This window comes from Enterobacter sp. DC1 (assembly GCF_000568075.1).
GTDB lineage: Bacteria > Pseudomonadota > Gammaproteobacteria > Enterobacterales > Enterobacteriaceae > Enterobacter > Enterobacter asburiae.
The window spans coordinates 127,333-146,412 of the sequence record NZ_AZUA01000008.1 but is presented as its reverse complement, the minus strand read 5'-3'; the positions used below and the strand labels follow the sequence as shown (position 1 = coordinate 146,412).

Annotated in this window: 18 protein-coding genes; 5 read left to right on the top strand and 13 right to left on the bottom strand. The window is 57.4% G+C overall.

What is annotated here, in order from left to right; genetic code table 11:
• Positions 1-3: 3 nt before the first annotated feature.
• Positions 4-1,320, bottom strand: coding sequence for a cytosine deaminase (locus P346_RS03050; protein WP_032662290.1), 1,317 nt, complete (start codon positions 1,318-1,320; stop codon positions 4-6).
• A gap of 238 nt (positions 1,321-1,558) precedes the next feature.
• Between P346_RS03050 and nirB the strand changes: the two genes are divergently transcribed.
• From nirB to P346_RS03070, 4 genes are all read left to right on the top strand, one after another.
• Positions 1,559-4,102: a nitrite reductase large subunit NirB gene (gene nirB, locus P346_RS03055; RefSeq protein WP_032662288.1), complete on the top strand. Its 2,544-nt coding sequence runs from the start codon at positions 1,559-1,561 to the stop codon at positions 4,100-4,102.
• Complete coding sequence (gene nirD / locus P346_RS03060; RefSeq protein ID WP_032662287.1) at positions 4,099-4,425, top strand: nitrite reductase small subunit NirD; 327 nt, start codon at positions 4,099-4,101, stop codon at positions 4,423-4,425. Before nirB ends, nirD begins: the two co-directional genes overlap by 4 nt.
• A gap of 136 nt (positions 4,426-4,561) precedes the next feature.
• Positions 4,562-5,935 (top strand): siroheme synthase CysG, encoded by a 1,374-nt coding sequence (gene cysG / locus P346_RS03065; RefSeq protein ID WP_032662286.1) that lies wholly within the window; start codon positions 4,562-4,564, stop codon positions 5,933-5,935.
• A gap of 143 nt (positions 5,936-6,078) precedes the next feature.
• Positions 6,079-6,249 (top strand): YhfL family protein, encoded by a 171-nt coding sequence (locus tag P346_RS03070; protein ID WP_008503029.1) that lies wholly within the window; start codon positions 6,079-6,081, stop codon positions 6,247-6,249.
• Positions 6,250-6,391: 142 nt separating this feature from the next.
• On the opposite strand, the gene trpS is transcribed toward P346_RS03070, so the two are convergent.
• The 12 genes from trpS to P346_RS03125 all read right to left on the bottom strand — a co-directional run bounded on the left by trpS (position 6,392) and on the right by P346_RS03125 (position 16,375).
• A complete protein-coding gene (gene trpS / locus P346_RS03075; protein ID WP_032662284.1) occupies positions 6,392-7,396 on the bottom strand; it encodes a tryptophan--tRNA ligase in 1,005 nt (334 codons plus the stop codon).
• Complete coding sequence (gph, locus tag P346_RS03080) at positions 7,389-8,150, bottom strand: phosphoglycolate phosphatase (RefSeq protein ID WP_024907924.1); 762 nt, start codon at positions 8,148-8,150, stop codon at positions 7,389-7,391. The genes trpS and gph overlap by 8 nt, the downstream gene beginning before the upstream one ends.
• Positions 8,143-8,820, bottom strand: a complete 678-nt coding sequence (rpe, locus tag P346_RS03085; protein ID WP_008503032.1) for a ribulose-phosphate 3-epimerase — start codon at positions 8,818-8,820, stop codon at positions 8,143-8,145. The genes gph and rpe overlap by 8 nt, the downstream gene beginning before the upstream one ends.
• Positions 8,821-8,861: 41 nt before the next feature.
• Positions 8,862-9,674: an adenine-specific DNA-methyltransferase gene (gene dam / locus P346_RS03090; protein WP_023309480.1), complete on the bottom strand. Its 813-nt coding sequence runs from the start codon at positions 9,672-9,674 to the stop codon at positions 8,862-8,864.
• Positions 9,675-9,741: 67 nt separating this feature from the next.
• Positions 9,742-11,058 (bottom strand): cell division protein DamX, encoded by a 1,317-nt coding sequence (damX, locus tag P346_RS03095; protein WP_032662282.1) that lies wholly within the window; start codon positions 11,056-11,058, stop codon positions 9,742-9,744.
• Positions 11,059-11,150: 92 nt separating this feature from the next.
• A complete protein-coding gene (gene aroB / locus P346_RS03100) occupies positions 11,151-12,239 on the bottom strand; it encodes a 3-dehydroquinate synthase (protein ID WP_032662280.1) in 1,089 nt (362 codons plus the stop codon).
• A 57-nt stretch (positions 12,240-12,296) separates the two neighbouring features.
• Positions 12,297-12,818 (bottom strand): shikimate kinase AroK, encoded by a 522-nt coding sequence (gene aroK, locus P346_RS03105; RefSeq protein ID WP_003861630.1) that lies wholly within the window; start codon positions 12,816-12,818, stop codon positions 12,297-12,299.
• 286 nt (positions 12,819-13,104) lie between these two features.
• Entirely contained in the window at positions 13,105-14,328 is a 1,224-nt protein-coding gene (gene hofQ / locus P346_RS03110; RefSeq protein ID WP_238555309.1) for a DNA uptake porin HofQ, read from the bottom strand.
• On the bottom strand, positions 14,255-14,659 hold the full coding sequence (locus P346_RS0121965; RefSeq protein WP_032662275.1) for a HofP DNA utilization family protein: 405 nt from the start codon (positions 14,657-14,659) through the stop codon (positions 14,255-14,257). The genes hofQ and P346_RS0121965 overlap by 74 nt, the downstream gene beginning before the upstream one ends.
• A complete protein-coding gene (locus P346_RS23475; protein WP_032662273.1) occupies positions 14,649-15,104 on the bottom strand; it encodes a HofO family protein in 456 nt (151 codons plus the stop codon). Before P346_RS23475 ends, P346_RS0121965 begins: the two co-directional genes overlap by 11 nt.
• Positions 15,105-15,107: 3 nt before the next feature.
• Complete coding sequence (locus P346_RS03120) at positions 15,108-15,602, bottom strand: PilN domain-containing protein (protein WP_032662271.1); 495 nt, start codon at positions 15,600-15,602, stop codon at positions 15,108-15,110.
• The gene (locus P346_RS03125; protein ID WP_032662269.1) at positions 15,599-16,375 is read right to left on the bottom strand and encodes a hypothetical protein; all 777 of its coding nucleotides are present in this window, start codon (positions 16,373-16,375) and stop codon (positions 15,599-15,601) included. The genes P346_RS03120 and P346_RS03125 overlap by 4 nt, the downstream gene beginning before the upstream one ends.
• 120 nt (positions 16,376-16,495) lie before the next feature.
• Between P346_RS03125 and mrcA the strand changes: the two genes are divergently transcribed.
• A complete protein-coding gene (gene mrcA / locus P346_RS03130) occupies positions 16,496-19,048 on the top strand; it encodes a peptidoglycan glycosyltransferase/peptidoglycan DD-transpeptidase MrcA (RefSeq protein WP_032662267.1) in 2,553 nt (850 codons plus the stop codon).
• Positions 19,049-19,080 lie beyond the last annotated feature (32 nt).

The following is a 19,080-nucleotide window of genomic DNA, read 5'->3' as shown; positions in this document are numbered from 1 at the left end:
CCCCTACGCCCCTTTGCGCTCGGCAGAGGGGCTGTTTCTGGCAAAGCTTACCTCTTCTCCCCCGACGTCCGTCTGGATCCACGTCTGCGCCAGCTGCGTTGTGGCAATCACCCGTCCCTGACGAATCGACCAGCGCACCGGCACCTGGCAGCGCACCGCTTCAAACCCGCTCTCCGCAGGCAGAATAATCAGGTTCGCCGGGTTCCCCGTCTTAATGCCGTAATCGCTCAGGCCAAAGGTCCGGGCGCTGTTATGGGTGATGAGATTCAGGCCGCTGTCGATTTGCGGATAGCCCATCATCTGGCAGACGTGCAGCCCCATATGCAGCACCTGCAGCATGTTGCCGGTGCCGAGCGGGTACCACGGGTCGAAGACGTCGTCATGACCGAAGCAGACGTTAATGCCCGCCTCCTGCAGCTCTTTCACCCGGGTGATGCCGCGGCGCTTCGGATAGTCATCAAAGCGCCCCTGCAGATGAATATTGACCAGCGGGTTAGCGACGAAGTTAATCCCCGACATTTTCAGCAGACGGAAGAGCCGCGAGGTGTAAGCGCCGTTGTAGGAGTGCATGGCGGTGGTGTGGCTGGCCGTCACGCGCGGGCCGATACCTGCTTCATACGCCAGCGCGGCCACCGTCTCGACAAACCGCGACTGTTCGTCGTCGATTTCATCGCAGTGTATATCCAGCGGACGGTCATACTTCTTCGCCAGTTCAAAAGCGATGTGCAGCGACTGCACGCCATACTCGCGGGTGAACTCGAAGTGCGGGATCGCCCCCACCACGTCGACCCCCAGCTTTAACGCCTCTTCCAGCAGCGCCGCGCCGTTCGGGTAAGAGAGAATACCTTCCTGCGGGAACGCGACGATTTGCAGCGTCACCCACGGGGCAACCTCCTGCTTCACCTCCAGCATCGCCTTCAGGGCGGTGAGCGTCGGGTCGGAGACATCCACATGGGTGCGGACAAACTGGATGCCGTTGGCAATTTGCCACTTCAGCGTTTTCCAGGCGCGCGCTTTCACATCCTCATGGCTGAGCAGCGCCTTGCGCTCCGCCCAGCGCTCAATGCCTTCGAACAGCGTGCCGGACTGGTTCCAGTTCGGCTCACCCGCGGTCTGGGTCGTATCAAGATGGATATGCGGCTCAATGAACGGCGGGATAGCAAGCCCGCCGCGCGCGTTCAATACTTCATAACTTTCGGCGTGGGTGTCGTCCATCGGGGTGATGTCACCGAATCGCCCGTTCTCAATGGCAAGCTGCCACAGCCCTTCCCGACCCGGTAAACGAACATTCTGAACAAGCCATAACGGTGTTGTAGACATACCCTTCCCCTAAAAAACGCCGCTGATATTCAGGCGTATCGATTTTTGAAAACCGCCCCTGATTTGTACACAAATTCAACGAGCACGAAAAGCCTGCGATTTCCGCCACTTATAAAAATCCTGACAAATCAGTCGCATACCACCTAAGGAGTAGGCGAAGACGTATTTGATTTGCATCAATAAGCGCCCCTGCTGAATCGTTAAGGTAGGCAATAATAGAAAAGAAATCGAGGCAATAATGAGCAAAGTCAGACTCGCTATCATCGGTAACGGCATGGTCGGCCACCGCTTTATTGAGGATCTTCTCGATAAGGCCGATGCTGAGCAGTTCGATATTACCGTGTTCTGTGAAGAACCCCGCAAGGCGTACGACCGTGTGCACCTGTCTTCCTACTTCTCCCATCATACCGCCGAAGAGCTCTCTCTGGTGCGTGAAGGTTTCTACGAGAAGCATGGCGTAAAAGTGCTGGTGGGCGAACGCGCTATCACCATCAACCGTCAGGAAAAAGTGATCCACTCCAGCGCCGGGCGTACGGTTTTTTACGACAAGCTGATCATGGCGACGGGCTCCTATCCGTGGATCCCGCCGATCAAAGGCTCGGAAACTCAGGATTGCTTCGTCTACCGTACCATTGAAGACCTCAACGCCATCGAATCCTGCGCCCGTCGAAGCCGTCGCGGTGCGGTGGTCGGCGGCGGTCTGCTGGGCCTGGAAGCGGCTGGCGCACTGAAAAACCTCGGCGTTGAAACCCACGTCATCGAATTTGCCCCGATGCTGATGGCCGAACAGCTGGACCATATGGGCGGTGACCAGCTGCGTCGTAAAATCGAAAGTATGGGCGTGAAGGTTCACACCAGCAAAAACACCAAAGAGATCGTTCAGGAAGGGACTGAAGCGCGCAAAACCATGCGCTTTGCCGACGGCAGCGAGCTGGAAGTGGACTTCATCGTCTTCTCCACCGGTATTCGTCCGCGCGACAAGCTGGCGACCCAGTGCGGTCTGGCCGTGGCGCAGCGCGGCGGGATCATGATCAACGACACCTGCCAGACCTCCGATCCGGATATCTACGCCATCGGCGAATGCGCCAGCTGGAACAACCGCGTGTACGGCCTGGTGGCGCCGGGCTACAAAATGGCGCAGGTCGCCGTGGACCATATCCTCGGCAGCGAAAACGCGTTTACCGGTGCAGACATGAGCGCCAAGCTGAAGCTGCTGGGCGTGGACGTGGGCGGTATTGGCGATGCGCATGGCCGCACGCCCGGCGCTCGCAGCTATGTCTATCTCGACGAAAGCAAAGAAGTCTATAAACGCCTCATCGTTAGCCAGGACAACAAAACTCTGCTCGGCGCGGTGCTGGTGGGCGACACCAGCGACTTCGGCAACCTGCTCCAGCTGGTGCTGAACGCCATCGAGCTGCCGGAAAACCCGGACGCGCTGATCCTCCCGGCGCACGCGTCCAGCGGCAAGCCGTCTATCGGCGTGGATAAACTGCCGGATAGCGCGCAGATTTGCTCCTGCTTCGACGTCACCAAAGGCATGCTGATCTCCGCCATCAACAAAGGGTGCCACACCGTGGCGGCCCTGAAAGCCGAAACCAAAGCCGGTACCGGCTGCGGCGGCTGTATTCCGCTGGTCACACAGGTGCTGAACGCCGAGCTGGCGAAACAGGGCATCGAAGTGAACAACAACCTGTGCGAGCACTTCGCGTATTCTCGCCAGGAGCTGTACCACCTGATCCGCGTGGAGGGCATTAAGTCCTTCGACGAACTGCTGGCGAAGCATGGCCAGGGCTACGGCTGCGAAGTGTGTAAGCCGACCGTCGGCTCCCTGCTGGCCTCCTGCTGGAACGAGTACGTGCTCAAGCCCGAGCATACGCCGCTGCAGGACACCAACGACAACTTCCTGGCCAACATCCAGAAAGACGGCACCTACTCCGTTATTCCCCGTTCCGCCGGGGGCGAAATCACGCCGGAAGGGCTGGTGGCCGTGGGTCGTATTGCGCGTGAATTTAACCTGTACACCAAAATCACCGGCTCCCAGCGTATCGGCCTGTTTGGCGCGCAGAAAGGCGACCTGCCGGAAATCTGGCGTCAGCTGATTGAAGCCGGCTTCGAAACCGGCCACGCGTACGCCAAAGCGCTGCGCATGGCGAAAACCTGCGTGGGCAGCACCTGGTGCCGCTACGGCGTCGGCGACAGCGTGGGCTTCGGCGTGGAGCTGGAAAACCGCTACAAAGGCATCCGCACCCCGCACAAAATGAAGTTTGGCGTCTCCGGCTGTACCCGCGAATGTGCGGAAGCGCAGGGTAAAGACGTGGGTATCATCGCCACCGAGAAAGGCTGGAACCTGTACGTCTGCGGCAACGGTGGGATGAAGCCACGCCACGCGGACCTGCTGGCGGCGGATCTCGATCGCGACACGCTGATTCAGTATCTCGACCGCTTCATGATGTTCTACATCCGTACCGCCGATAAGCTGACCCGTACCGCTTCCTGGCTCGATAACCTGGAAGGCGGCATCGACTACCTGAAATCGGTCATCATCGACGACAAGCTGGGCCTGAACGAACATCTGGAAGCCGAGATGGCGCGCCTTCGCGAGGCGGTGATCTGCGAGTGGACGGAAACCGTCAACACTCCGGCGGCGCAGACGCGCTTCAAACACTTTATCAACAGCACCCAGCGCGACCCGAACGTACAGGTTGTGCCGGAGCGTGAACAGCATCGTCCGGCGACGCCGTATGAACGTATTCCGGTCACGCTGGTGGAGGAAAACGCATGAGCCAGTGGATAAACATTTGCGATATTAACGACATCATCCCGGCCACCGGCGTATGCGCGCTGCTGGGCAGCGAGCAGGTTGCGATTTTCCGCCCTCGCCACGATGAACAGGTTTTTGCGATCAGCAATATCGACCCGTTCTTCGAGGCCAGCGTGCTCTCCCGCGGACTGATTGCCGAGCATCAGGGCCAACTGTGGGTCGCCAGCCCGCTGAAAAAGCAGCGTTTCCGCTTAAGCGACGGATACTGCATGGAAGATGAGAGTCATTCAGTGAAGCACTATGACGTTCGCGTGAAGGACGGCAAGGTGCAGCTGAAAGGCTAATCCCCTCGCCTTTTCAATATGAAGAGCTTATGACTCCTTATGGGTAACGGCAGGAAAAACCGTATGTTTTGTACGATCCCTGCTGTTATCCTGACGTCAATTCTTCCCCCCTCCATGAATGCTGCGAGGTAACGTCGTGGATCACCTGCCGATTTTTTGTCAATTACGCAACCGCGACTGCCTGCTCGTGGGCGGCGGCGACGTGGCTGAACGCAAAGCGCGCCTGCTGTTAGAGGCTGGCGCCCGGCTCACCGTCAACGCCCTCGCCTTTGCCCCACAGTTTGAGGTCTGGGCTCAGGAAGGGATGCTCACGCTGGAACAAGGTGAGTTTAATGAATCCCTGCTGGATACCTGCTGGCTGACCATCGCCGCGACGGATAACGATGAAGTGAACCAGCGCGTTAGCGACGCCTGCGAAGCGCGCCGAATTTTCTGCAACGTGGTGGATGCGCCGAAAGAGGCCAGCTTTATCATGCCGTCGATTATCGACCGCTCGCCGCTGATGATTGCAGTATCGTCCGGCGGACGCTCACCGGTTCTCGCGCGTCTGCTGCGGGAAAAACTGGAAGCCCTGTTGCCCCAGCACCTTGGTCAGATTGCGCATTATGCCGGGCAGCTCCGCTCCCGCGTGAAGCAAACTTTCTCCACCGTGGGCGAGCGCCGCCGCTTCTGGGAAAAATTCTTTGTGAACGACAGGCTGGCGCAGTCGCTGGCGAATCAGGACACCAAGGCCGTTGAAGAGACGACCGAACGGCTCCTGAGCGAGCCGCTGGACCATCGCGGCGAAGTGGTGCTGGTGGGCGCAGGCCCCGGCGATGCGGGCCTGCTGACGCTGAAAGGACTGCAGCAGATCCAGCAGGCCGATATCGTGGTTTACGATCGCCTGGTCTCCGATGACATCATGAACCTGGTGCGCCGCGACGCCGACCGCGTATTCGTCGGCAAACGGGCGGGCTACCACTGCGTGCCGCAGGAGGAGATTAACCAGATCCTGCTGCGCGAGGCGCAGAAAGGTAAGCGCGTGGTGCGCCTTAAGGGTGGCGATCCGTTTATCTTTGGTCGCGGCGGCGAGGAGCTGGAAACCCTGTGTGACGCGGGCATTCCGTTCTCCGTGGTGCCGGGCATTACGGCGGCATCCGGCTGCTCAGCTTACTCTGGCATTCCGCTGACCCACCGCGACTATGCCCAGAGCGTGCGTCTGGTGACGGGCCATCTGAAAACCGGCTGCGAGCTGGACTGGCATAACCTGGCCGCCGAAAAGCAGACGCTGGTGTTCTACATGGGGTTGAATCAGGCCGCGACGATTCAGGCGAAGCTGCTGGAGCACGGCATGGAGGCTGATATGCCGGTTGCGCTGGTGGAAAACGGTACCTCCATCAAACAGCGCGTTGTGGATGGTGTACTGACGCAGCTCGGTGAACTGGCGCAGCAGGTCGAAAGCCCGGCGCTGATTGTGGTGGGTCGCGTGGTTGAACTGCGCGATAAGCTGAACTGGTTCTCAAATCACTAACGCATACTCTTCCTTTGCGGAGTAGTCCTTATGCGGACTACTCCCCTCTTACTGCTGTCGATAACATACCGCCCCGAAGTGGAATTTCTCCCTTTATTCCCTTGAGTTACATCCAACTTTCGTTTTTAAGACAAGGAATGCGTATGTTCAAACTGGCAAAAGCCGCCGTTCTGGTTGGCCTGTTATCGACTCTGACTGCCTGCACCGGTCACGTACAGAACACCAAAAATAACTGCAGCTACGATTACCTGCTGCACCCGGCGATCTCCATTTCGAAGATCATCGGCGGCTGCGGCCCGGCGGCGCAGCAGTAAGCGTTTTTCAGGCGTAAAAAAACCGGGATATCCCGGTTTTTTTTTGGTGCTGAGCGGTTTCTTTGTCGGGTGGCGCTAACGCTTACCCGACCTACACTGTCCGTAGGCCGGGTAAGGCGAAGCCGCCACCCGGCAAGCAGACTTACGGCTTCGCAACAAACCCAATCGCTTCGTATACCGCTTTCAGGGTTTCGGACGCGCGCGCGCTGGCTTTTTCCGCGCCGTCTTTCATCACCTTCTGCAGGAAAGCTTCGTCGTTACGGTAGCGATGATAACGCTCCTGAAGCTCGGTCAGCATGCCGGAAACGGCGTCTGCCACTTCACCTTTCAGGTGGCCGTACATCTTGCCTTCGAAGTGTTTTTCCAGTTCAGGGATGCTCTGGCCAGTCACGCCGGAAAGGATATCCAGCAGGTTGGAAACGCCCGCTTTGTTCTGCACGTCGTAGCGCACAACAGGCGGCTCGTCGGAGTCGGTGACCGCGCGCTTGAGCTTTTTGACGACGGATTTCGGATCTTCCAGCAGGCCGATAACGTTGTTGCGGTTATCGTCAGACTTGGACATCTTCTTGGTCGGCTCCAGCAGCGACATCACGCGCGCGCCGGACTTCGGAATAAACGGCTCTGGCACTTTGAACACATCGCCGTAAATCGCGTTAAAGCGCTGGGCGATATCGCGGCTCAGCTCCAGATGCTGCTTCTGGTCTTCACCTACCGGCACCTGGTTGGTTTGATACAGCAGGATGTCTGCCGCCATCAGCACCGGATAGTCGAACAGACCGGCGTTGATGTTTTCAGAGTAGCGTGCGGATTTATCCTTGAACTGCGTCATGCGGCTCAGCTCGCCGAAATAGGTGTAGCAGTTCAGCGCCCAGCCCAGCTGCGCGTGCTCTGGCACGTGAGACTGAACGAAAATGGTGCTCTTCTCAGGATCGATGCCGCAGGCCAGGTACAGCGCCAGCGTATCCAGGGTGGCTTTACGCAGCTTCTCAGGATCCTGACGCGCGGTAATCGCGTGGAGATCGACGATGCAGTAAATGCAATGGTACTCATCCTGCATGCTGACCCACTGACGTAACGCACCCATGTAGTTACCAATGGTCAATTCACCTGAAGGCTGTGCGCCACTAAAAACGATGGGCTTAGTCATTATTCAATTCCTGATGTTCACTGTGCGAAAGCCCGAGTGCGGGCAACAAATCTTTGAAGTGGTCGAAGACCACGTCCGGCTCACTTAGCGTGATGGCCTCACCGTAGTTGTAGCCATAGGTTAATCCGACGGAAGGACACCCTGCCGCTCGGGCAGCCAGAATATCATTGCGCGAATCCCCGACAAAGAGCAGCTCCGCAGGGGTTAAGGATAATTTTCCTGCCACCAGCAACAGCGGTTCCGGATGCGGCTTTTTGTTCTGCACGTCGTCGCCGCCCACAATCACGGAGAAATACTTCGCGATATCCAGCGCTTCCAGCAGAGGCGCAACAAACGGCGTCGGTTTGTTGGTCACCAGCCCAAGCGGGATGCCCTTCGCGTGCAGCGCGCTCAGCGTTTCCTGAACGTCCGGGAACAGGAAGCTGCCCTCCTCGACGGTCTCTTCGTAGAAACGATCGAACAGTTTGCGCAGAATACGCAGCTGCTCATCCTTAGGGATGTCAGCGTGGTCAACGCTCGGTTTACCCTGCGCGGAACGCTGCGACGCGCGCTCCTGGCGAGCCCACGTCAACGCGCGCTCCATCAGAACATCGGCGCCGTTGCCAATCCACGTGACGACGCGCTCTTCCCCCGCAACGGGGAGTTCGAGCGCGTACAGCGCCTGGTCTACGGCGCTCGTTAAGCCCGGCGCGCTGTCGACCAGCGTGCCGTCGAGGTCGAATGCCACACCCCGAATTGCCTGCAATTTATCCATGACTTACCTTCGCCAGCTCGCGGCGCATTTCATCAATGACTTTTTTGTAATCCGGCTGGTCGAAAATTGCCGAACCTGCAACGAACATATCCGCGCCCGCTGCCGCAATTTCACCAATGTTATTCACTTTCACACCGCCGTCCACTTCCAGACGAATATCGTAACCTGACTCATCAATACGACGGCGCACTTCACGCAGCTTATCCAGCGTGTGGGGGATAAATGACTGACCGCCAAAGCCCGGGTTAACGGACATCAGCAGGATCACGTCCAGCTTGTCCATGACATAGTCGAGATAGCTCAGCGGCGTGGCCGGGTTAAACACCAGCCCTGCTTTACAGCCGTTCTCTTTGATCAGCTGCAGCGTGCGGTCCACGTGTTCAGAGGCTTCCGGATGGAAAGTGATGATGCTGGCACCCGCTGCGGCGAAGTCAGGCACGATGCGATCGACTGGCTTCACCATCAGGTGAACGTCGATCGGGGCGGTAATGCCATAGTTACGCAATGCCTTGAGCACCATTGGGCCAATGGTCAGGTTAGGGACGTAGTGGTTGTCCATAACGTCGAAATGGACGACATCTGCGCCAGCCGCGAGAGCATTGGCGGTGTCTTCACCCAGGCGGGCAAAATCGGCCGACAGAATTGAGGGAGCAATCAAAAACTGTTTCATCCGCTTCTCCTTGAAATGTGTTTACCGGCGGGCAAAACGGCTCAGGGGCGATAAAGAGCCAGAAGTTCGTCCACCTTTTTACGTGTGCCGCCGTTGCTGCTAATGCTACGCCGCACTTTGACCTGAAAATGCTTCGCGGCTTTGTACCATTCGCGCGTATCAGGGGTATCGTGATTCGAAATTAACACCGGAATTCTTTTGCTGACCAGCTTTTCCGCCATCTCCGCCAGACGAGCCTGTTCGGCCGGGCTGAAGCTGTTGGTGTGATAAGCGGTGAAATTCGCCGTTGCAGACAGTGGTGCGTAAGGCGGGTCACAGTAAACCACCGAGTTGACGCCTGCCAGTTCCATACACTCTTCATAAGAGAGGCAATGAAACTCTGCGTTCTGTGCTTTTTCGGCAAAGTGATACAGCTCGTCCTGCGGGAAATACGGGCGCTTATAGCGACCAAACGGCACGTTAAATTCCCCGCGCAGGTTATAGCGGCACAGGCCGTTGTAACCATGACGGTTGAGATAGAGGAACAGCAGCGCTCTGCGGAACGGATCCTGACTCTGATTAAACTCAGTGCGGAACTGGTAGTAAACGTCCGGGTGATTATTCTCCGGCGTAAACAGCTTGCGCGCCTCTGCGACATACTCTTCGGTACGCAGCTTAACAATGTTATAGAGGCTGATAAGGTCGTTGTTGATATCCGCCAGGATATAACGAGAAAAATCGGTGTTGAGGAACACCGATCCCGCACCCACGAAAGGCTCAATTAGACACTCGCCTTTTGGCAGGTGCTTTTTAATATCATCGAGCAGGGGGTATTTCCCCCCTGCCCATTTCAGAAAAGCGCGATTTTTTTTCATGCTGACTAACTGATTACACCTTCTCCGGCTGTGGAGAAAGCTCCGACAGCATCCTGCGCTTTGAACATTACTTCAGATCGGCCTGAACCTGATGAATCGGCTTCGCCCAGGGATTTTTTGCCTGAACATCAGCTGGCAGTGCCGCTACGGCACGTTTCGCTTCATCTTTGGACGAATAAACGCCGCTGACCAGCACATACCACGGTTGACCGTTGCGGGTCGTCTGATAAACAACGTAGTTTTTCAGATTTGATTTCTTCGCCCAGCTGTTGAGGTTGTCATAGTTAGACGAACTGCTCAGCTGCAGGGTGTAGTTGCTGGATGGCGCAGACTTCAGCGAGCCAACGTTACCTGCCGTTTTGCCTGCTGTGGCGCTGGAGGCTGTTGCCGTGGCTGCTGGAGCCGTTGCTGCAGGCGCAGCTGTGGCAGCTGGTGCCGTTGTGGTCGCTGTTGCTTTCGGCGCGGTCTGAGTGACTGGCGCTTTAGCAGGCTCGCTCACCGCAGCCGTTTCGGTGTGTTTCGGCTGTGCCGGTACGGCTTTCACTTCAGGCGCTTTGACGACTGCCTGAGGTTTGGTTTCACGCTTAGGCTCAATCACCGCCTGCTTACGTTCAGGACGCGTCGCAGTTTGCGTCTGGCGCGGTTTAGTTTCCGTCGCGGCCGTTTGCGGCTGTGCGTTACCACCGCGAATCGGGGCAACGGTTGCCGGCTCGGTTGGCAGCGTGGAGTTAACCACGACGTTATCAACCTGCTGCTGGTTCTGCGGCTGCGTCAGCGCATTGTTCAGGTCACCCTGAACTTCTACGCGCTGCTGGCCTTCAGGCGTAGCAGGTGCCTGACCCTGAGCAGGGGTTGAAGAAACGGGCGGCAGAGAAACATCCTGCGGCGCTGTGGTGTTACCTGCGGTCTGCTCTGCGGAAGTCGCACCCGGTGCAGGCTGTGCGCCATTCGCCTGATTGGTCGCATCGTTACCGGACAGGTTGATGCTCTTCTCAGCGGAAGCTGTTTGCTCGGTTGAGTTCGTTGACGGTGCTTTAAGCGCGGAGCCAATGCCGACAATCAGCAGCACAAGCACCAGAACGCCAAGGCCCATCATGATGTACTGGCGGGAAGCCGGTTTAGGCGCAGCGGCTTTTTTACGTTTACGCGGGCGACGCTCTACAGGCTGTTCGTCCATTGAATCTTCTTCGGACTCATAATCCTCTTCTGCTCGCTCTTCGTGCGCGTTGCGGCTGCGCGAAGGGCGACGATCGTCTGCATCCAGATCAACATCGTCAAAGTTGATCTGCGGCTCGTTATCACGTTCTGAAGATTGACGAGAACGACCAGTACGACGATCGCTGGGATCGGGTTTCAGCTCGTCTTCTGGTTTGAATTCATCCATTTAACACCCCACTCAAAGGCTTATGCTAACGACTTTGCATTTCACCTGAAGCTAAACGACCACCTGCGACAGTGGCCTGACCTTTCTAGTTGTTACGCCTGCTGACAATCAGCGATAGCGCCAAGAACGACATCGTGCGGCACTCCGCCGCGCACTTCACTCTTCCCTATTGCAAGCGGGAGTACAAGACGCATCTCACCTGCCAATACTTTTTTATCGCGCATCATGTGGGGTAAATACGCTTGCGCCGACATCTCCTGCGGCCCGGTTACCGGCAAACCTGCACGCTCAAGCAGCGCAATAATGCGTGCCGTCTCTTCAGGTTTAAACTGCCCCAGACGTTCAGAGGTGCGGGCAGCCATGACCATACCGGCCGCGACGGCTTCACCGTGCAGCCAGTTGCCATAACCCATCTCGGCTTCAATGGCATGGCCAAACGTATGCCCAAGATTCAGTAAAGCACGTAAGCCCGTTTCACGCTCGTCTGCTGCAACAACTTCTGCTTTCAGTTCACAACAACGACGAATGCAGTATGCCAGTTTAGCCTCATCCAGGCACAGCAGCGCATCCATATTCTCTTCAAGCCAGTTAAAGAACTCGCCATCGAGAATAATGCCGTATTTGATCACTTCCGCCAGACCAGAAGCCAGTTCGCGCTTCGGCAGCGTTTTCAGACAATCGAGATCCACCACCACCGATGCGGGCTGGTAGAACGCGCCAATCATGTTTTTGCCGAGCGGATGGTTGACTGCCGTTTTGCCACCCACAGAGGAGTCGACCTGGGACAGCAACGTGGTCGGGATTTGAATAAAACGGACGCCACGTTGATAGCTTGCGGCCGCAAAGCCGGTCAGATCGCCCACAACACCGCCGCCCAGGGCAAGCAGTGTTGTATCGCGACCGTGCGGTTTTTGCAGCAATGCGGTAAAGACGGTATCCAGTACCGTCAGGCTTTTATACTGCTCGCCATCGGGGAGAATCACACTGTCGACTTTTACGCCCGCCTGCTCAAGCAGGTGGCGTACGCGGTCGAGATAAAGCGGAGCCAGCGTCTCATTGGTGACCAGCATCGCCTGATCACCCGCTTTCAGTGGTAAAAAGGAAGCTGGGTCGTTAAACAAACCAGCCGCGATGGTGATAGGGTAACTACGTTCCCCGAGAGTAACTGTAATCCTCTCCATGACGCGACATCCACCTTTAATGCTTTTACCCGCAGGCGAGTGTATATAAAGCCAGAATCAGTTGCTTTCCAGCATATGAATAATCTGGTTTGCAACCACTTTAGCGCTCTGGTCGTCAGTACGAATGGTCACGTCGGCAATCTCTTCATACAGCGGATTGCGTTCATCGGCCAACGCTTCCAGAACTTCGCGTGGTGGCGTTTCAACCTGCAGCAGCGGGCGCTTTTTATCGCGCTGCGTACGTGCCAGCTGTTTCTCTATGGTCGTCTCAAGATAGACCACTACGCCACGGGCGGAGAGACGGTTACGGGTTTCGCGAGATTTCACAGAACCGCCGCCTGTTGCCAGAACGATGCCCTGTTTTTCCGTGAGTTCGTTGATCACTTTTTCTTCTCGGTCACGGAAACCTTCTTCGCCTTCTACATCGAAAACCCAGCCCACATCAGCTCCGGTTCGTTTCTCAATCTCTTGATCAGAATCGTAAAATTCCATATTGAGTTGTTGAGCTAACTGACGCCCAATAGTGCTTTTGCCGGCACCCATAGGCCCAACCAGAAAGATATTGCGTTTCTCTGCCATTTTATCGGTACTACTAAGACTATTCGTTAATGGTAATCCCCGCTTCGCAGACACCCAGCGTAGCAGGACATGAACTGAAACCTCATATGCAATAGAGCGAGAGTCAGACTAAAAATTATCTCAATACTCCGGCTTGTTTGGCAACTGATTAAATCACCGCGTCGGGCGCATAAGGTAATAAGACGTAAGTCCAACTCAAATCGGTACTCCTTGTATGCTAATTCATGCCCCACGTCAAACATCTGCAACAAACTGAATGCAAAATCATTGCGGGGATCGTTACCCGTCAGCGAATACCGACCAGACGTGGCGTAATAAACACCACTAGCTCACGCCGTTCATTATCCTTACCATCATGGCGAAAAAGCTGCCCAAGCCAGGGGATTTTCCCCAGCCCCGGCACGCTGTCGCTGCCGGTTTTGTTCTTCTGCGAAAAAATTCCACCCAATGCCAGCGTTTCTCCACTTTTTACCTCCACCTGGGTTTCTATCTCCTGTTTGTCGATAGCCAGCGTTTCGCCGTCAGCCTGCTGCAGAACCTGTCCCGGCATATTTTCGCTTATGTGCAATTTCAGGCGCACGCGCCCTCCCGGTAACACCACCGGCGTGACCTCCATCCCTAATACCGCCTCCTTAAACTCAACGGAGGTTGCCCCGCTTTCACCGCTTGAGACCTGATACGGAATTTCACTCCCCTGCTTGATGCTGGCCGGTTGCATATGCGAGGCCAGCAGCCGCGGGCTGGCGATGATATCGACCTGCTGTTTTTGCTCCAGCGCAGAGAGCTCCAGATCCAGCAGCCGACCATTGATCCGTCCGATGTTAAAACCCACGTGGCTGGTGGCGCTGGCGACGGAAAGATCGCTGCCAAGCGTGGTGAGCTGGCCAACCTTGCCCGCGTCGGCGGCGTCGGCGAGATTCCACTTCACCCCCAGCTCACGCAGGCTTTTTTCATTAATGGTCACAATATGCGCCGCCAGCTCGATCTGTTCGACGGGAATATCCATCTGAGCGGCCCAGCGCTGCAGCGTCTCCAACACCGTCTGGTTATCCCGAATCAGCAGCCGGTTGGTGCGTTTGTCGAGAGACAAACTTCCCTTGGGGCTCAGGAGCTTTTCCGCGTCTTTTTGCAGCTCGCCGGCATCGGCATAGGAAAAAGGGATACTGTGAGAAACCAGCGGCGCCTCAAGCTGTCGACGCGTTCGCTCCTGTTCTGAGCGCTCATGCTGTTCACGCTGCCAGGCCGCGGTATGCACATAAAAAATGCCGCCCTCCTCTCGCAAAACGAGCCCAGCGCTGGTGACAACCGTCTGTAACGCTTGGCGCCAGGGGACGCGCGTCAGGTTGAGCGAAAGCGTGCCGCCGACATCAGGGGATATCACCAGATTTCGGTTCTCCTGTGCAACCAGGCTCTGCAGCACCTGGACTACAGGAACGTCATCCACCACCAGCGTGACCGGTTTTGGCGCGGCGGCCCACAGCGGATGGCTGAACGCCATCAGCCACAGCATTATCCGTAAATTCATTCTTATCCGTTCCTTCTCGTTGCCACGTCCATGTTCCTGGTTCACATGTGTCACCCACATCAACAACCAGTTTCGTTTCATTGATGGCTGTTATCGTCCAGCCCGCCGGGAAGCGTTCATGTGTTTTCAGCCGGTACCAGCGCTTTTGCCCATCCTGTACAATGCCGATAGCCTGCTGTCCTACCACCATGCCGCGATAGCGCCACTGCGCCAGCTCGCCAATGGCGCAGGGATCGTCCGGCGGGCGAAACGGATCGCGCATGCCGGTCAATAGCAGCGCTGAGCAAACCAGCAAATATCGCGCGCTATTTCGCATGTTCCAGCTCCAGCCGCAGGCGCAACGCTGTACCTTGTGGCGAAATCGCAAAAGCGGCGATCTGCACATCCCGCTGCGCCAGCCGGGAAAAAAGCGCCGGAAGCGCCTGCCACTCAGCCTCCAGCATCAGTTCCCCTCCGTTCTGCAGCGGCTTCCAGTGAACCAGCGTCGCGTTATCGCCCTGAAAATCGAGCGGGGAAAACGGCATCAGCTTTCGTGTGTCCGTTGTTTCCGGACGAAACGGCACCTTTCTGACGGCAGGCCATAACGCTGCGTTAGCTCTCGCGTCCTGAATCAGCTGTCGCTGTCGTTCAGCACACTGCCTGTCTAGGGGGCTGAGCATGGTGCCCCACGCGGCCAGTCCTGCCAGGAGACTCCCCAGACACCAAAAAAGTACCCGATACCAGGGGCGGCTTTCGCACCAGCGTTCTAACAGGATATCCATGCGTTACCCCTCGCTTTTAAGATGGAGGGTGAACATCCAGCGCCCCTGGCTGTCCTGCCGAAGCTCACCCGCCGTCCCGGGCGTAAAACCCGCGATTTGGCCAAGCGCATCGCGCAGAGCAGACAGGGCCGGCAGGGTTAGGGCATACCCGCTCAGCATCAGTGCGGGAGGCTGATAGCGCAGCTCTGTCAGCCAGACCTGTGCCGGAATGGCGCGGGAAAGGGATCCCAGCACCGGTTGCCATGCGCGTCGTTGAAGGGTCTGCGCTGGCATCTGCGCCTGTGAGGCGTGTTTCTGCCGGGAGAGAAGCGCATGCTGCACGGTCTGCGTTCCCGTCAGATCCGTTTGCAGCGCGTGCAGCCTCATAAGAGGGTTTATCCGCAGGCAGAAAATGATCGCGAACATTAACAGCACTGTGCCGACACACATTACGCCCCAGAAGCGCAGGCATCGCGCGCGCCGCTGCTGTCGCCAGGGCAGAAAGTTCATGATGCTCATCCGGGCACCTCGCTCATGGCCAACGCCAGCGCAACGGTATAATCAGCGCCGCAGTCCGGTAGCGGGGCATGGCAGCGTTCCAGGATTTCCCACGGATCACGTCGGCTATCAAACAGCGCGATGTCATCCGAACCAAGCGCCAGCAGCGCTGAAAGCTCAGACACGTTTTCGGCTTCTGTGGTAAAGCGGCGTCCCCACTGGTGGCGCATCGCCCACAGCCACTGCCGATCATCCCGCCAGGCGACGCACGTCGCTGGCGCCACCGCGGGAAGAAGATTCGCCAGCGCGCTGGCATCCGGCGTAATGGCCACCAGCCGCAAACGCAGCGTTTTCGCCAGCGCCAGTAGGGTGTCAATCTCGTTGTTTTGCGCGGCGGTCACGTAAAAGGTATTGCTGAAGGTATCCTGCGCGTAATCGAAACAGAGCGTATCGGCAGACATCTCCAGTTCGCGTGCGAGCGCCGCGCCAAGCCATGAGAGCTGCTCGCTGTCGCGCAGCGCAACGGTCGGGCGGGGGAGCGCCCGTTGCAGAGTCCGTGCTGCAGGAAAAGAGAGGAACACCCGGTGGTAGTGCGGCAGCGTTTTCCGCCAGTCGCGTAACGCATCAACCAGCTGTTCTGGCTGACAAATTTTGCCGTCACGAATGATGCCCTCGTCCAGAGGAATCGCCCACCAGCGGCGCAAGCACCAGCCCAACTTCTCCCGGGCCAAGGCGACGATCAGCACCCTATCCTGTTGAATATGAACGCCCGTTTGCCATGTTTTGAAAGCCATGCTTCACGATCTCCTTATCGCCCGTCGTCTTGACGGCTATATCAATGAATCAGGCTTGCCTTTATACTACCGCGCGATTGTTTAGAAACTGCCCAAGTGAAACCAAATGGGAAATCTCCGGTGAAGTTCGTAAAGTATTTATTCATCCTTGCAGTCTGTTGCATTCTGCTGGGAGCAGGCTCGATTTACGGTTTATACAAATATATTGAGCCACAGCTACCTGATGTCGCCACGCTTCGCGATGTGCGCCTCCAGATCCCGATGCAAGTCTATAGCGCCGATGGCGAGCTGATGGCGCAGTATGGCGAGAAGCGTCGTATTCCGCTGACCTTAAACCAAATTCCACCCGTGATGGTGAAAGCCTTTATCGCCACGGAGGACAGCCGTTTTTACGAGCACCACGGTGTCGATCCGGTGGGGATTTTCCGTGCCGCGAGCATTGCGTTGTTCTCTGGTCACGCCTCTCAGGGGGCGAGTACCATTACGCAGCAGCTGGCGCGTAACTTCTTCCTCAGCCCTGAAAAGACGCTGATACGTAAGATCAAAGAGGTGTTCCTCGCGATCCGTATTGAGCAGCTGCTGAGCAAAGACGAAATCCTTGAGCTGTACCTCAACAAAATCTACCTGGGCTACCGCGCCTATGGCGTGGGGGCTGCCGCACAGGTGTACTTCGGTAAGCCCGTTGAGCAACTCACCTTAAGCGAAATGGCGACCATCGCCGGTCTGCCGAAAGCGCCGTCCACGTTTAACCCGCTCTACTCGCTCGATCGCGCCACCGCGCGCCGTAACGTCGTCCTGTCACGTATGCTGAGCGAAGGCTACATCAGCCAGAGCGAGTACGACCAGGCGCGTAACGATGCCATTGACGCTAACTACCACGCCCCTGAGATCGCCTTCGCGTCCCCTTACCTGACCGAAATGGTTCGCCAGGAGATGGTGAATCGCTATGGTGACAAGGCCTATGAAGATGGCTATCGCGTGTACACCACCGTCACCCGCAAGGTCCAGCAGGCGGCTCAGGAAGCGGTGCGGAACAACGTGATGGACTACGATATGCGTCACGGCTATCGCGGCCCGTCAAACGTGCTCTGGAAAGTGGGCGAAAGCGCGTGGGACAGCAAAAAAATCACCAGTACGCTGAAGGCGCTGCCAACCTATGGTCCGCTTCTTCCTGCCGTGGTCACGCAGGCCGATCCTCAGGAAGCCGTTGCGACGCTCGCGGACGGTACTTCCGTCTCGCTGCGCATGGACGGTATCCGCTGGGCGCGTCCTTACCGCTCGGATACGCTGCAGGGCGCAACGCCGCGTAAAGTGACCGATGCCGTGCAGACCGGGCAGCAAATCTGGGTGCGCAAGGTAGGCGAATCCTGGTGGCTGGCACAGGTGCCGGACGTCAACTCGGCCCTGGTCTCTATCAACCCGCAGAACGGTGCCATCCTGGCCCTGGTCGGCGGGTTTGATTTCAACCAGAGCAAATTTAACCGCGCCACCCAGGCGCTGCGTCAGGTCGGTTCCAATATCAAACCGTTCCTCTACACGGCAGCGATGGATAAGGGCTTGACCCTCGCCAGCATCCTTAACGACGTGCCAATCTCCCGCTGGGATGCCGGTGCCGGTTCCGACTGGCAGCCGAAGAACTCCCCTGCGGAGTATGCCGGTCCTATTCGTCTCCGTCAGGGGCTGGGGCAGTCGAAAAACGTGGTGATGGTGCGCGCCATGCGCGCGATGGGCGTCGACTATGCCGCAGAGTATCTGCAGCGCTTCGGTTTCCCGGCGCAGAACATCGTTCGCACCGAGTCGCTGGCGTTAGGCTCCGCCTCCTTTACGCCGCTTCAGGTCGCACGCGGTTACTCGGTGATGGCCAACGGCGGCTTCCTGATTGACCCGTACTTCATCAGCAAGATCGAGAACGACCAGGGCGGCGTGCTGTTCGAAGCGAAGCCGAAAATTGCCTGTCCTGACTGCGATATTCCGGTCATTTATGGCAATACGCCGAAATCCGAAGTGCTTGAAAACAAGGACATGGAAGACCCTGCCGTGTCTCAGGAGCAGCAGAACGGCGTCGTGCCGCAGCCGCAGCTCGAGCAGGCTAACCAGTCGCTGGTGGCACAGACCGGTGCGCCGGAGTATGCCCCGCATGTGATCAACACGCCGCTGTCGTTCCTGATCAAAAGCGCGCTGAACACCAACATCTTCGGTGAACCGGGCTGGCAGGGTACAGGCTGGCGCGCAGGGCGTGATTTGCAGCGCCATGATATCGGCGGTAAAACGGGGACAACCAACAGTTCGAAAGATGCGTGGTTCTCCGGCTACGGCCCGGGCGTGGTGACATCGGTCTGGATCGGTTTCGACGATCACCGTCGTGACTTAGGTCGTACAACGGCCTCCGGCGCGATTAAGGACCAGATTTCCGGCTACGAAGGCGGAGCGAAGAGCGCGCAGCCGGCCTGGGACGCCTACATGAAGTCCGTTCTTGAAGGCGTGCCGGAGCAGCCGCTAACGCCACCGCCAGGCGTGGTGACGGTTAATATCGACCGCAGCACGGGTCAGCTCGCCAACGGCGGTAATAGCCGCGAAGAGTATTTCATCGAGGGCACGCAGCCAACCACGCAGGCGGTGCACGAGGTGGGTACAGAGATTATTGATAACGGCGAGACGCACGAGCTGTTCTGACAACAAAGCAAAACGGCAACCTCTGGTTGCCG